Source organism: Mycetohabitans sp. B2 (assembly GCF_021733735.1).
GTDB classification, from domain to species: domain Bacteria; phylum Pseudomonadota; class Gammaproteobacteria; order Burkholderiales; family Burkholderiaceae; genus Mycetohabitans; species Mycetohabitans rhizoxinica.
The window spans coordinates 39078-54317 of sequence record NZ_JAHKSP010000082.1 but is presented as its reverse complement, the minus strand read 5'-3'; the positions used below and the strand labels follow the sequence as shown (position 1 = coordinate 54317).

Here is a 15240-nt window from a genome sequence, read left to right as displayed (position 1 = left end):
AACTAGTATTGCGGGTACTGAAATTCAAGTTGATTAAGCATTGAGCTCATGCTGCGTGGCACCACACCGCGCCGGCCATATGCGTGCGACTGACGTATCGGCCGTAGCGTGAAAACAGCAGCCAGGCACACGCGAACTCCCGAGGCGTGAGGTTGAGCCGGCGTTCGCTGAGCGTCACCAACCAGGACCGGCGATCCAGCCGATAGGGAGGATACGCGAGAATATCGTTGCCTTGTGGGCGGTGCTGGCGCGTCAGCCCTTGATTGGCAAAACGGATTCGAAGTATCAATACGCGGAATTTCAGCGGCGCGACCATGAATCGTCGGCGCCCGCGTCCAGTAGCTCGTTGACATGCACGCCGCTATCTGTCTGTATACGACGATGATCGGCACGCGTCACACCGACGCACAGGATCGACACATCATGAATGGTTTCAATACTTCGATGCCGGATCGTGGGTCGATGGCGATGGCATTGACGGGTTCGGAGCAAACTGTTTTAGCCAGTAAGGTTGCATCGACAAACATTCGACAAACGACTTTTGCCGGCGTTACGTGTCCTGCGCCAGTATCAAAAAACGTGGATCGAAGGACAGTGTTGCGAGTTTCATTGGTTTTCTAGATCGCCCTGCATTAAAATGCTAGGCAATTGATGCGGCCGCGCGTTGCTGCGCCGTTTGCATGTCAATCCGTCCGACTATCGCCGCCGGTTCTCACCGGGATCGTGACGGCGCGGCGGTACACCGTGTCAGTACGGTAATCGGCATTCAGCGTGCGCACGCCACGGCACGCTCGATCTGGACGCGTATGTGCTCGTGATCGTCGCTGTCCACCTCCGAGGTGTGGCCCCCTGGGCGCATATCGAGCTTAAGAAAAGTGGCGACCACGGACAGGGCGATCGGATTGCCGTCTTCCAACACCAGCTCGACATAGCGTCGCCACTCAGTGTCCCGCAGGTGATAAAGGCAACACGCGATCAGCGCGGCGCAGGCCGCGCCGCCTTGATGTCGTGCCTCAATCGACTTGAGCACGCGCAGCGCGCCGATCCAGTCTGATTGCCGCACACGCAGATTCGCTTCGCTGAAGTCGACTTGTGTTGATGATGGCTTGAGCACGCGCAACGCCAGCAGCAGGTCGTCGAGATCTTCGGATGGTACACTGGCCATGCCCAACGCGAAAAGCCGTAGCAGCGCGCCAACTGTCTTGTCGCTGCAGTTTAAATAGGAGGCGCGGCGAACGGACGATAGCGCATTCATGGCGATGTCACAGTGTGTTATCGGACTTGACGTGTCGCCGATCACGCGCCGACGACCCTGTCGATGGTATGCCGACAGGGACAGTGCACCGGCCATGCGTGCGAACTCGTGTATGAATATCGGAAATGGGTGCTCGCGTCAGGCTGACTTCGCGTCTGGCGGCGTGCGCAACAGATTGCATGGGGTTGGGTTGACCTGATCATCGAGCGTTTCATGCTGATAGGCGCGTGGTTCGATAACCACGGGCCATCCGTTGGCTTTATACCTTTGTCGCTTGGGCTTGTGTCGCATTGACTCCTTAACATTTATAAGTAATGCTAATTACTGTTTTGTTAAGGATGACGACAGATTGAGGTAGGGGTAGAGAGGTAGAGGGTAAGGCTGGGTTATGGCGTGGCTTAAGCGGCGACGCGTCATCCGATGATTGCGCGAGTCACCCTATGACGATACCGATGTATGTCCAGTTTGTGCGCCGATAGAAGTTGGTTCAATGCTATCCGTACCAGCCCTCCCGTATCAAAGCTCGCATTGATCACATGCCATATCGATTTTGTTTGCTACCACTGTGTGGTAGACATCGGTAACGAGCATGGGCCGTCATGTGGTTCGTTGACTGGGTCGACGGCTTCGCATAGCCGCCATGGTGGCCCACGATTGTCGAATAAGCTTCTGCTCCTCGACACTGTCATCGCGGTGCGATTGCATTCTTCACCTGCAGCCGATTTTCAACTGCATTGTCAGCACGAAGCGCGAATGTACCAACGCGTGATCCGGCCGCCGCGACCACGCGGCTTTTGCGTAACTGCGCCTTCCCGCGGGGGCGTGTGCGATGCAACGGGACTCCGGATGTGCATCAGCTGCCGTAAAACACCGGTCGGTCCGTGCCGTAACAGTCGATATCTAATCGCGTTCGTCTGGTGCGACATTGGCGATATGTTGCCGCTTGGATGCGACTTATATGGCCTTTGTAAGCGGAATAATTTAATGAGCGTGCCCAATTTATTGGCGAATTTTGAAATTGCTCAACGAGTTGCATATGGCCCAGCCGACATATCCCTGTTGCATTCCGCACGAATATTCTTGTCCGATTGCATTCGGAAGTGCGCAGACATACATTCCGCTTACATCCCGATCCGAGGTCAAGCGCCTACAAGGGGAGTCGAATGAGCGAAGTCATGAGAGGTTTCGGTTATGCAAGGCCAACGTTGATGCAACAGATCGCGTTCGGGTGTCGCTCGAATTACTTCATATTTAGGGTATCGGGTAATTTGCGCATGGTTGGCATCGCTGCGGGAATAGCGCTTTCACAAGCGGTAGCGGCCGCGGATAATGTTTATGTTAATAATAATGGCATTGGCCCGTTCGACCCTGCCTTTTCAAGTGTTGCGAGAGACGTTGCCGACTATCGCAGCGTTGCCCCATTATCTCCAGCGGTGTCGCCGGTTCCACGACGCTTGCAATCCAGTAGCCAGTGTAGCTTGACCAGTGCTGGCCCTCAGAGCAACAATGAAAATAGGAAGTCACCCGCTACCCTCAAGAGTCCGCAAATTCTGCCTCACGTTAGCTCTGAACTGGATCAGGATTTCGACAGGATGGATCGTAAAATTGCGGAGCTGATTAAGGAAGGTCAGGCTCAGTGGGCAGCCATTGAAATGGCTGCCCCTGAGAGGGCGGAGCCGGACTTCCCGTCGTCCTCGCATGTTCGTCCTGCGCAGCTGTACGACTTGGGGGAGCGTGCATCCATGATGGCGGAGGCGGCTGGACTGGTCAAGGAGGCGTTATCGAATTGGGAAGAGGCCAGCCAACAATCGGAGACGATCCGTCAGCAGTCCGCCGCTGAAACGCACATGAAAAACGTCTACGCGCATTTGTTCGAGAGAGCAAAGGCGCGCATGGCTGCTGCATCGCCGGTTCCCACTGAAGATGGTAGCGTTGTCAATACATCTTCCCACGCAGGTTTGCCCGAGATTGGGCATTCGGACTCGGACCAGCATTCGGAGTTGGTCCGATATCCGGACTCGGACCGGCCCGCACCGAGCGAATCAACATCCGACAGTGAACCCACTCATTATGCCCTACGTCGCGAATTGCTGCATTCGTTGGTCACTGAGCTTTCGACAGCGCCGTTGAGGTTGCCCCCGGGCATTAGCATCGATGACGCCCGCGTGTCCGTCGGGGCGCCAGGTAGCGAACGCAGAATTGTCAACGTCGCGCGTGGCACCCACTCCACCGACGCAGTCAATAAGGCGCAATTGGATGAGGCTGTTGCCCGCGTTGATGGCGATGCGTCCGCTGGCATCGCGTCGGCGATGGCAGTTGCCGGATTGCCGCAACCCACTTCTGCTGGACGAAGCATTGCGACTGCATCCAGTGCGTCGTACCGCGGTAGGCCCGGCATGGCATTTGGCGTATCGCACGTGACCTCGGATGACCGTTGGGTGATAAAACTTGCCGCAAGTGCCAATGGACGAGGCTACTTCGGAGCGGTCGCGGCAGGCGGCTTTCAATGGTAATGGAGTGGTCGATGGCTTGCAACACGACGCTGCGCGTGGTCCGGATCGATGAGGCTTGCCCCATCCGGCCCGTGCTTGGCGCGGCGACGGAGCTGAATCGTAGCACAGGTGGCCGGGCGGGCCTGGGTCTGTGGACATGTCGTGGCAGCCCGCTGTGGCGCCGGCCAAATGCCAGGAGGTGCTCACCGGAAAGATGAAAGCAAACCAGCGGATACCCGCCATTAGTTTTCGCCCATCCGACGCGCAGTGTTCGAAAACCGGCAATGAAGCTTACGATGCATGTTGATGCATTGGCTCTTGCCAAAGATAGTTTTGACAGGCCATATGGGATACTTAAGACATACAGAGTTATTGGAGGAAGTCAGAGGCGAGGTCGGGGCAGCCAAAGCCTCAACTGACCGGGTCGTCGTGATCTTTCTCTACGAGTCATTCTCGCTGGCGGACGTCGCTGCGGTAGCGGATGTGCTGAGCGTCGCAAACCGAGTGCTAGAGCGCAGCAACGAATGGCGCAACCGCTACGTGGTCAGGCTGATGTCCACGCGTGGCGGCGTGATGGCGTCGACCTCGGGCATTCGTGTGTGGACGGACGGGCTCGACGCCCGCTATTTCGGCGCTTCCACGGATACGGTGCTCATTGCCGGCGGCCCAGGCGCCCGCGCGGCTTCCGAAGATTTTGGGCTGGTCGGCTGGTTGCGTAAAATCGGTCCATCCACACGAACTGTGTGTGCGGTGGGCGAGGGCTCGATGGTGCTGGAAGCAGCCGGCGTGCCTGCTTGGCCTGAGCAAAGCCTGCGGCGCATCCGTTCCTCGCCAAAGCCGGGGCCCGCGTCCGGTTGTGTTTCGGACTGCTATCGATCCAACGATGGCTTTTTTACTGCGATGTCACTGGTTTCGCGTGATTACAGTCAAGAGGTTGTCCGGGACGTAGCGGAGTTTCTGATGCCCCGTTGCGCGCGCCGCGTCATCGAGTGGATGGGGCATCCGACCGCGGCAGTCAGCGACACGATTCGTGCCGCGGCGCGCCGGTTACAGTCCGGATGCGAGCGCGCGTTATCGATTTCAGATGCAGCACGGGCGGCGGCCATGAGCGAGCGTAATTTCCTGCGCCGTTTCAAGCTGGAGATGGGTATTACGCCGTCGGAGTTCCTGCTCCGTTGCCGCTTGGAGAAGGCATGCGAACTGCTAGTCCGCTCAGACTTGCCGGTCGACAAAATTGCCCGCCGTACCGGCTTGGGCAGCGGTGTTCGGCTGGCGACATTGTTCCGTAAGCGCATGTTCACGTCGCCGACATCTTACCGAAACGCCGCCCGGCGACGCATGGATCAACCCTGATCGTCTTGCGCGTGGCCGGCCAGACGCGCAGTGCGATGCAACCATCGGATGAGTGTGGCCGCGACGGGCGATGCTGTATTATGGCGGCGGCTTACCCGAGTGACGGGTGAACGAATGATCATGGATATGCAAAACAGCTTGCGCAGGGAGCTGGATATCTACACCCGGCGTTCCAAGGCGTTGGCTGAGGCAGCATGGATCGACGCCAGCCGAGTGATCGATCTCATTGCCCGGGATGGCTTGGATGTGCGCTACATACCCAAGATCGCCGCGTCGGATTTGCAGTGCGTTGGATTTGAGGCCCAGGCCCGTCTCAAAGGCACAACTGGGCGTGCCGGAACGGACAACTTCCTTGGTTGCTTGGAGCGTACCGGCATCGTCAGCCCAGTCGATGTGTGGCTCTGTGAGGAGGTCGAGCAGGCCATTGGCCGATGGGCGCAGCGCGAGATGTATCCGGCTGTCTCGATCAAGCTTCATCCTGACACGATAGCATGCGGTCCGGCATTGGACGAAGTGATCAAGGCGTTGCGCTACTTGAATGTCGAGATAGAACTCGGCGCGGGTGTGCCGCTTGCCAAGGATAGCACACTAAGCTGTGTTGGGCGCTTGCGGGACAGCGGTGCAAAAGTGATTATTGATGACTTCGGCGCCGGCTATACGAACTACCAACGACTTGCCGGCACGCATTTCGACTCGATAAAACTGGATAAGAACCTGGTTTGCGGATCGGATGGTGCCCGAGGTCGCGTCGTTCTCGCCAGCGTGTGCGATCTCTGCCGGAAACTCGGCTTGAAAGTCATCGCCGCAGGCATCGAGACGCGAGATCAGTTGGAAATCGCTAGAACGCTGAATATCGATTTTTTCCAAGGCCCATATTTCGGGCTGGAGTTGTCGTGGGACGAGGCAAGCGAGTATTTTGCCATGCAGCGCGTGCGTCACACGGCTTGAACGGTCAAGCTGAGCGAATATGATGCGCTCGTTGAGATTTGCCAGGTCCGCACTCCTCGTTCTGATGACGGGCAGTGTTAGCTTCGAGGCATTTCGCATTGCTTATTTGTTTTACTACGGCGGTGCCGCACAAGTGTTCGACAACGGCGCTGAGGTGTTGCACGCGCTTTGGATAGGTTGGCGATTTGACTTGAGGGTACTGTCGATCGCGATCCTGGTGGTGCTGCTGCCGGTCTTCGTGGTGACGAAGTGGCGCCCCCTCAAGCGCGCCGCCGGGCTGCTGCAGCGCCTGTCGATCGCAGCGATACTGCTGTGCGTGAACTTCGGCTGCGCTTGCCAATTCTATTACTACGATTTCTATGGCAGCCCATTCAATCCGATGGTGTTTGGATTGCTGGGCGCCGATCTATGGGGGATGCTGGCGGCGGCGCGAAGTCAGTATCCGGTCGTGCGATGTGCGCTACTGATGGCGGTCTTCACCGCTTTACAGATGTGGATCATCCTGCGGCTTTCCGGGAGCGCGCGTGCCGAGCGAAACGAGCAAGCACAGCCTCGCGAACGCATGCGTTGCGTGCTGGACAGTACGGTGCTGGTCGTGTTGCTGCTCGGCTTGGCCCGTGGTGGCCTGGGCGAGTCCGCGCTCGACTCACACGACGCGGAGATTTCCTCGCGCGGATGGGTCAATGACTCGGTGCGCAACGCAGCACAAGCGCTATACGACGCCTATGTCGACCGGCGCAGCCAAGCCAGAATCGACGAAGATCCTGCATGCCAATTGGCGCGCTATGGGTTCCGCTCCACCGATGAACTGGCCCGTGCGGTTGGCGCTCCCTCTGGTGCGCCGCCGGATCTGGAAAGCGTGGTGTTCCGCCGCACCCCGGAGAACCGATTTCTGGCTGCGCATCCACCCCATGTGGTTTTTGCGCTGATGGAGTCATGGGGTGCGCATCCGCTCGAATTTAGCACGGCCTCCACCGACCTGGCGGGTGTGATGGCAGAGCACTTGCAAAGCGATTACCTGTTCCGCAACGTTTTCCCAGCACGGCTTGGCGGCCACGCGGCGCTCGAGGCGCTATTGCTCAACTCGCCGGTTTCGCCGCTGACGCAAGGTGACCAGGGATTTGTCACCTATTCGACATCGGCCGCGCTGCCGTTCAAGACTAAAGGCTATCGAACCGTATTTGTTTATGGCGGCTGCGGTGCGTGGCGGTCCGTGGCGCGTACGATGCGGCGTCAAAACTTTGACGAAGTGTATGACATGGCAGCCATTATCGGCAGGTACCCGGACGCAAAACGCACGATCTGGGGCGTGTACGACGAGTACCTGTTTCGATTCGCGTTCGATTTGCTGGCCACTCGCGATGCGCTAGGCCAGAAGATCTTTCTGTTCGTCATGAGTACAACGAACCGTCCCCCTCACACCGTGCCGAGTCATTATTTACCCCCGCCGCTGGACTTGAGCGACATGCGCCGGCATTTTGCAGCCGATTTCGACAAGGGTAGCCGCATGGTGCAGACGTATCAGTATGCCACTCATCAGCTGGGCATGTTCGTTAGCCGGGTTGAGGCCGCGCCATTTGGTAGCAAGACCATTGTCGCGGCAACTGGCGATCACAACATGCGTGGGCTGTTTCGGTATCAGCGGCCGGAGCAGAGCCGAGAGCTGTATCGTGTACCAGGCTTCTTCCGTGTGCCGCCGCAGTACCGTCCTCGTTTCGTGCCGGATTTGGAACGCTACGCCGGGCACGCAGATTTCTTTCCGACGCTATACCATCTCGCGCTGTCCGACGCGCGCTATCCGGCGTTCGGGCACAGTCTGTTCGCGCCCGCTGCGCCGGCCGAGCAATTTGCCGTGATCGGTTTCAAGACGATCTTTAGCCGCGACGGCGCGATGATGCCGCTGGTGGGCGAGCCAGCCGCATTTCGCTGGCAGCGCCCCACGTACGCGCTCGTGCCGGATGAGGCGCCATCAGCGCTGCTTCGCGAGCAGGCCGTACGGGCGCGGGCGCGGATTGCGCTGGCGGACTGGTATGTGCGCTACCAGGTCATTCGTGCACGCACGGGCGAAGGATACTGACCGATATCGGCCGGCACACAACGGATATCGATCGGGCGGCATCGGGCCCACCCTGGCACTGGCATGATCGCTGCATTTGGCGCATAGCCTGCCGATTCGAGACCTGCTCGCGAGACTTCGATGACCGTCCGCCATCTTGATGCCTTGTTCGGTCCCGCGGTAATCCTGACGCTGCCGGTGTCACCGCGGCTTGCTGGTGACACAGCCTGGCTTGCGGCGGAACGCCTGCGTCGCTTCAGGTTCTCGTCACGTTGCAGCCGCAGCACCTGCGCAACTGCTCGCGTGCTTCGACTTGCACGTAGAGGAGGAGGCGCCCGCAGGCGCCGGTGGCAACCCGTGCCAGCCTCGTCGCGCAGATGCGCGAGGACCCCGTGTTGGGTCCCTTCCTGGTACTCGGCGAGCCGCGCACCAGCATACTGTTGCCGCTCAATGCAGCGCTGGCCGCCGATGCGCTCGCCCCATTGGCCAAGACCAACGGCTGGAGCCGCGAACAGGCTGGCGCGTTAATCGACGCATTGGTTTTGATTTCGTCCATGCTATGCAGTGTGACCTGCGTGTGTGGGTCGAAGGAGCCCCGCCGTGCCGGGCGGCGGCCGTATGCGTCACGCGGTCGCATTCACAGTGCAGGACGCGATTCATGCCGCAGGCACCAGTATAATTTGCGCCATGATCCTCTCTATTGCCGAACACCATGCCGGGCCACATGCCGATGCCAATGCCACGCATCGCGCAAACGCGGCTAGCTGTCACAGCGTGCACCACATCGACGAGCGTGTTGCGCTCGACAGCGGCGAGTCGAAGCGGCGCGATGTGTCGCGCTGCTCGAGCTGCGCATTGCGCAACCTATGCTTGCCGCCGGAATTGTCGAGCGACGACATTGAGCAGTTTCATCAGGTCGTCAGCACGAAGCGTCTGGTGCGCCGTGGCGACGCGCTGCATCGTTGCGATGATCCGTTTCGCCATATCTTTGCTATCAAGACCGGCTCGTTCAAGACGGTTACGGTGCTACGCGATGGTCGCGAGCAGGTTACCGGCTTTTACTTGCCGGGCGACGCGCTGGGCCTCGAGGGCGTGTGCTCGGACCGCCATCGTTGGGATGCCATTGCGCTCGAAGACAGCTTAGTGTGTACGGTGTCATTTGCGCGGCTCGAGGCGTTCTGTCATCGGCAGCCGGTGATGCAGCGGCATCTGCACCGGATGCTCAGTGGAGAGATCGTGCGCGAATCCGGGCTCAGCGTATGGCTGGGCACGATGAACGCCGCCGAACGCGTGGCGGCGTTCTTGCTAAATCTATCAAAGCGCTTCGCCGTGCGGGGTTATTCGCCGAACGAGTTTCAGTTGAGAATGACGCGGGCGGAGATGGGCAGTTATTTGGGCTTGAAGCTTGAAACCGTGAGCCGGATATTGTCCGGCTTCAGCCGGGCAGGGCTGGTCGACACGCAGGGTAGGAACATCCGGATCCTCGATGCGGCTGCGCTCGCCGCCGTCTAGGTGTGCCGGCGCCTGCCCCTGGACGGGGGCGCTATCTGGCGTGCCGTGCATCACCTGCAGGTGTTGCCCGCCGTTGATTGGCGAATTCGCGCTGGTCACGAAGCCTGCTTCTGCTGACCTGAGATAAGCCACCCGTCCCGCCTACTTCTTGCGGTTGTCCAAGCCCACCGACCGGGATTGGCGGGATGAGAGGAGCAATCCATTCGCGCATGTGGGTAAAACTTTGCCGGCCAACCCAAACAGCGTATTGATACCGGATTTTTGCGCGGCGACGAATTATTCCGTGGTCACGATATTCACGGATATGTTTTTGGGACGTTAGAGACGGACGCGGGCCTGGATGACTTCGCCGGCAGAACTACGACGCGGAAAATCGCACGCGCGAGCACGCATCGAGGATCGATTGGCCGACCCGCGTCAGCTGCGGCGAGCGGCCGCCGCAGGCCTGATCGTGTAATACGACGAGTTGGCGCTCGAGCAGCGTGCCAAGTTCGGCGCGACTCAGATCGATCTGGTCTGGCGAGTGCTTGATGAGCATGAGCGTCGCAAATTCGTGTGGACTCAACATTCTCGGCTCCTGACTAACAACCCCGGTTCTGTAGAAATGACTTGGGCTTGCAAAAAATCCGGTTAAATATGCCAATTCCCCCGGCGGCTAGGATAATTCGTCTTCCACCACTGGATGGCATTTTTGACTGTATCCAATGGATTAACCGCGGTGAGTAGGTATTAATTGCAGCCTGGACAGAATAATGCGTCGGCTCGAATTGCGTTGTACCACACACTTTTTTCGATGCCAGGAGCGCATATTAATCTGCTCCAAATCGCGCCGCAATAGCTGGCAAAAAAATTTATACGATTAGTTAAACTACAGGGGGATGAGCGGACAAGCGCAGGAACCTTTTGAATGAGGTGTATTAGTCGCGGCAAACTGCGCACTGGGCTTGTAGGCGGTCACCTCGACATCCATCCAACGTTGAAACAACCGTCCTGCTATCATTCAATTGACACGTAAATACAGCACGGTGGATGTTGCGGGGACGCGGCATATTGAATTTTGAAATAATTCTACGCAGTTAATTAACTTGCTATTAATGAACATAGTAAACACTGATGGGATTAGCTCAACGGTAAACGCCGATTTAGGTGTAAAGCAAAGGGTAGGTAGCGGGTGCCGGCGCGGGGCCGACGTGGCAGCCGCAACGGGCCGCGGCGTCAGGCCGCGGCATGGCAATACATTCGAAAACGTAGCTATTGGGCATGCATCGAGGCGGTCGCCGAACGGGGGGCGGTAGCGGGCGCAGGTCTATGCAAGCCGCTTATGCTGTTAGGTGCGGCGCGCCAGTGCATCAACGTGCGGATGCATAACTCGATGATCGCATCAGCGCCTTGTGTTCCATACACCGAGTGATCGAGTTGCGCGATGGTGTGTACGTCGATCTGCCGTTGCCTGCGAAACGCCCGATGAGCAGGCCCAAAGTGGCGTGACAACTCGTCCAGTCCCGGGTCGAACTCGCCATAGATCAAGAGTGCGTTTACCCCACGTCGCGCCAATGCGTGCATCAACCCACGCTCGGAGTGAGCTGGCGGGTACCAACCCGCCCGTTCGAGCAGTCGCATTGCTGGCACGCGTAGCTTAGCGGCTGTCAGCCGTACGAGCGCCTTGACAATGGGGCGCAGGTCACGCCGGCGTCGCAATAGGCTTTTCCATTTCTGCGGGTCGCGTGCTGACGCGAGGTAGCCGCGTGCCGAATTGGTCTGCTGAGCAATCGCGTCCGCGAGTGTCAAGCCAGCCGGCCAGATGAACCGGGGCAAGTTGATCACGATTATCCCAGTTACGGCCGCCGAACGCGACGCGGCCTGAAGCGACGCATACGCACCCGAGCAGATACCAAGCGCCACGACATCGCGGTATCCTTGCTCCGCGAGCCAGTCCGCGGCCGCGATCACGTCTGCCACGGCTTGACCGGAGTATGGGACGACGGATTGGTCGTCCAGCACGCAGGCGCCACTGTCGCCGACGCCGCTCACATCCACACGCAACGAGGCGATGCCGTGGGCTGCGAGTTGCCGCGCGAGACGCACCGCGAGTCGTGCATCGGCACTGCGGGGATTGGAAGCTGTCGTGGCGAACAGCAACGCCGGCATGCCCGAGCGGCCCGGGGTCGGGGTGGCTGGCCGGCACAGTGTTCCGATCAACGGCGCGGTGCCAATCTGCACGGTGTGCTCGGTGGCGTCCGACAGTACCAGGTGCGCACCCGTCGTACGCAACGAAGCGGCCGGTTCCGGTATGGGCTGCGCCACGGGGGCATCGTGCATCTGCCGCGTGGCAATCCATGCGACGCTCGCTTCGATGGTGGCGAGCGGCAGTCGGGAGCGGATGCCTTCGACCCATGTTGTGGCGAATTCGGGAAACGGCTGCACGGTGGCCTGGACGCCGCGGGCCTGCAACGCCGTTTGCAGCACCGCACTGTCGCCACGATCGGTATCGATGAGCAGCACGGAGTAGGGTAGCGAAGCCGCGCTCCCGACGGCGGCGCACAGGTCAATCGCCCGCAACGCGGCGACGAAGTCAGCGGGATAGCGATGCCCGAGCACGCTCAGGCAGGGCTCTGCGGCATGGGCTTGCTGCACCACGGGTGGTGTCGTGTCCAGCCATTGACGCTCGACCATGGTCACTTCGCGCATATAGGTGCGTCCTCGCACGACGGGCGACAGCGCGACGAGTGCATCGACCTGCACGGCCTCAGGTGTATCCATCGTGCAGGCCAATAGCGCTAGGGCGGCACCGGCGCGCAGGCCGACCAGCGTGACATCGGTCAGCTGTGCATGGGCACGCAGCGCGTGCACGGCTCGGCCGATACTGGCAATGCTTTTATCAAACCGGCCGCTGTCCAGGTCGTCGCCCGCCGAGTCGCCGCAGCAGGGGTAATCGAACCGCAGCGCCCAGATGCCCTCGCGTGCCAGCCGCTCTGCCAGCGCTCGCATCAGTTTGTGGGTCCACAGGCCTTCGTGGCCAACGGCAGCGCACAGCACGACGCCCCGCGGCGAGTGTCCTTTGTGCAGCCATCCGACGCAATCATCGAATGTAATCGGTATCACGATGGTTTTCTCAAGCGAATGATTTTGTTGGAATTGACTGCGCGTATTTCGATCGTCCCCGGGCCGTCGTGCGTGTCCAGATGCGGGGTTCCTGAGTGAAATGACGCAAGAGGATGCAAAAGTGTCGGTTCCGGCAGCAGCGGGACAGACACGTTCGCGCCGGGCGCCAGATGGAACCAGTCGTCCTTCGGCAGCAGGCCCGGCGCGGTGATCTGCACGTAGCGCGCGCTCGCGCGCGTGCCGACGTTGACCCACCATTGGCCGTCACGCTGTTCCAGTGAGGCGCTCAGACCGATATCGCCGCGTTCGAACACGGCCGGCGCGGTACGTTCCGGGAAATAGAACGATTGTGCGAGCAGCCGATTGTCGTGGTCGTACAGCGACGCGATGACCGTGTCGTGTTCGCGCGGACCAAACCGGTACGCGTAGGTGAAGTCGAAGAAGCGCCCCAAGCACTGCGCCGCGTTGACCTGGAGTGCGTCGTGTGGTTCGATATGAAGATCGCAACGCGCCCGTGCGACCGGCACGGTGGCGTCGCGCAATGCGACCAACTCCAGCCGTCCCCGCAACGGAGCGGCGCTGTCGTTGAACACGTGCACGTCCAGTCCATTCAGCCCTTCGTCACACAGGCACACCTGCTGCGGCTGGAGCACGTGCTTGAGCGCATACCAGGCCGACTTAGGACGCCGGAACGCGTCCACGATGCCCCATCCGGCGCCTGGCATGACGTCCTGGAATTGCCAAAGTAATGCGCCCGCGCAGCTGGACGCGGTGCGGCGCCATTCCACCAGTGTCTCGGATACGACGTCGGCGAGCACGGCTCGCGATAGTTCGAGGTAGCGTGATGGATCCTGTCCTCTGAGCCGCGTCGGGTCTTGCCTATATAGTTCGCGCAAGTAATGATCGCGCACGTCGTCGAAATCCCATGGCGCGCCGGGATCGCGCGGCACGGCCATTTTCCACGCGGGTTCGTGCACCGACGGCGAGCCGATTGCGGCAAGCGTCGCATCTGCGGGAACGTGGGCAAACGCCAGGCATTCGCTGGCGAAGCGGACCGCCGCGCGGCGCGCATCGTCCAAGGGCCGCAGATAGGCGCCGACACCATAGTAATGCGAGATGCCCGTGCGGGGATAAAATGGCAGTACCTGCCCGGACGGCGTGTCCGATACGTACGGTACGTCGCGCCGATGTGTCGCGGCAAGCTCGGCGAGCAAGCTGGCGGTCAACGGCATATCGCGTTGCTCGTCACTCAAACCGACCATGGATGCCTGCTGCGCGATTTCGCTGCCTCCGCATAGCACGGCCAACGAAGGCCTACCCGCCGTGCGTGCGAGAAACTGGCTGGCTTCCAGCGTCACCGATGTGACGAAATCAGCCGCGGTGCACGGATAGTCGAAATTGGCGAACATGAAGTCTTGCCAGACCAGCAAGCCCAGTTCGTCGCACGACGCATAAAATGCGTCGTCTTCGTAAATCATGGTGCCACCGACGCGGATCATGTTGAATCCCGCGTCCCGAGCCAGCGTCAACCATGTGTGATAGTCGTGCGCCGACACGCGCAACCCCAGCGGATCGGCGGTGCTCCAGCACGCGCCTCGCACGAAGATCGGCAGCGCGTTGACGGACAACGCGAAGCCCTGCCCATCGTGGCCACGCGTAACCTCGATGGTGCGAAATCCGACGTATCCCAATGCCACGGTCGTGCCGCCCAGGTGCAGCGAGACGGCGTAGCGCGCCGGCTCGCCATGCGTGTGCGGCCACCATCGTCTGGCGTTCGGCACGGTGAGCCGCGCGCGCAGCGTGAACGGGTCGTGGCGTTGTAGACGTACATGATGGCCCTCGCAGTCTAGGATCGCGTCCAGATGGCCGGGAACCGGTGCGGCAAATGTGATGGTCGCGTCCACGATCCCATCGCAGCCTTCGATCGAGGCATTCAGCGTGTGGTGCACGATCTGGGCGGCCGTATCGGCGTCAGTATCGATGACGGCCACGGCGCCCCACGGGCCGATTGGCTCGATGCGCGGGAACCAGCCTGGCATGTGGCCGAACAGCGAGATTCGTACCGCCCGCAGCGCCGGCGCATCGACCAGGCGCGTGCGCCAGCGGGCGCGTCGGGGCGCGGGCATGGTATCGAGGTAGCGGGCCAGTGACCGAAAGCATAGGTACAACGCGCTGTCCTCAGGCAGCGGGTCGATGCGTACCTGTTGCGAGACGAACATGTTCGTCGATTGCAGCAGCAACGTGTCGTTCAGCCAGATCTGCGCGATACCCGCCAACCCGTCAAACCGGATTAAGCGGGCGCCGCCGCGTCGCAGCGGTAGCCGGTACCAGTGGTCGTATTCACCTAGCCGGCTTGCATCCAGCGGCGTGAGCCGGTTCGCGGCTGCGAGTGCCTGGCCGACGGTTCCAGGCACGGGTGCGTCGATCCACTCCGACGCATCTGCAGGTGGCAGATCACGTGGCCGGGTGGCGGCGTTGGCCGCAGTAGTACACAAGCGCCACATGGGCGAAGCCGCTCGCTC

At 60.3% G+C, this 15240-nt stretch carries 10 protein-coding genes; 5 read left to right on the top strand and 5 right to left on the bottom strand.

Translation table 11 applies throughout. The features are described 5' to 3' along the window. Window positions 1–46 precede the first annotated feature (46 nt). Both KPG66_RS16315 and KPG66_RS16310 read right to left on the bottom strand, forming a co-directional pair. Window positions 47–316 (bottom strand): hypothetical protein, encoded by a 270-nt coding sequence (locus tag KPG66_RS16315; protein WP_237071506.1) that lies wholly within the window; start codon window positions 314–316, stop codon window positions 47–49. Window positions 317–766: 450 nt separating this feature from the next. Then, the gene (locus KPG66_RS16310) at window positions 767–1351 is read right to left on the bottom strand and encodes an HrpB1 family type III secretion system apparatus protein (RefSeq protein WP_013428953.1); all 585 of its coding nucleotides are present in this window, start codon (window positions 1349–1351) and stop codon (window positions 767–769) included. Between the two features lie 1112 nt (window positions 1352–2463). On the opposite strand from KPG66_RS16310, the gene KPG66_RS16305 reads away from it, so the two are divergent. The 5 genes from KPG66_RS16305 to KPG66_RS16285 all read left to right on the top strand — a co-directional run bounded on the left by KPG66_RS16305 (window position 2464) and on the right by KPG66_RS16285 (window position 9616). Continuing rightward, window positions 2464–3768, top strand: a complete 1305-nt coding sequence (locus tag KPG66_RS16305; protein WP_237071504.1) for a YadA family autotransporter adhesin — start codon at window positions 2464–2466, stop codon at window positions 3766–3768. Window positions 3769–4176: 408 nt separating this feature from the next. Further along, on the top strand, window positions 4177–5100 hold the full coding sequence (locus tag KPG66_RS16300) for a GlxA family transcriptional regulator (protein WP_049786559.1): 924 nt from the start codon (window positions 4177–4179) through the stop codon (window positions 5098–5100). 48 nt (window positions 5101–5148) lie between these two features. Further along, window positions 5149–6048 carry an EAL domain-containing protein gene (locus tag KPG66_RS16295; protein WP_237071503.1) on the top strand — a complete coding sequence of 300 codons (900 nt, stop codon included), beginning with the start codon at window positions 5149–5151 and terminating at the stop codon, window positions 6046–6048. A gap of 64 nt (window positions 6049–6112) precedes the next feature. Continuing rightward, window positions 6113–8125, top strand: coding sequence for an LTA synthase family protein (locus KPG66_RS16290; protein ID WP_237071502.1), 2013 nt, complete (start codon window positions 6113–6115; stop codon window positions 8123–8125). Between the two features lie 666 nt (window positions 8126–8791). After that, the gene (locus KPG66_RS16285) at window positions 8792–9616 is read left to right on the top strand and encodes a helix-turn-helix domain-containing protein (protein WP_237071500.1); all 825 of its coding nucleotides are present in this window, start codon (window positions 8792–8794) and stop codon (window positions 9614–9616) included. 358 nt (window positions 9617–9974) lie between these two features. Here KPG66_RS16285 and KPG66_RS16275 read toward each other — a convergent pair whose 3' ends face one another. The 3 genes from KPG66_RS16275 to KPG66_RS16265 all read right to left on the bottom strand — a co-directional run bounded on the left by KPG66_RS16275 (window position 9975) and on the right by KPG66_RS16265 (window position 15222). Then, window positions 9975–10184, bottom strand: coding sequence for a hypothetical protein (locus KPG66_RS16275; protein ID WP_041754899.1), 210 nt, complete (start codon window positions 10182–10184; stop codon window positions 9975–9977). Window positions 10185–10867: 683 nt separating this feature from the next. Next, window positions 10868–12718, bottom strand: coding sequence for a serine aminopeptidase domain-containing protein (locus tag KPG66_RS16270; RefSeq protein ID WP_237071499.1), 1851 nt, complete (start codon window positions 12716–12718; stop codon window positions 10868–10870). Next, on the bottom strand, window positions 12715–15222 hold the full coding sequence (locus KPG66_RS16265) for a glycosyl hydrolase 2 galactose-binding domain-containing protein (RefSeq protein WP_237071497.1): 2508 nt from the start codon (window positions 15220–15222) through the stop codon (window positions 12715–12717). Before KPG66_RS16265 ends, KPG66_RS16270 begins: the two co-directional genes overlap by 4 nt. Between the last annotated feature and the right edge of the window lie 18 nt (window positions 15223–15240).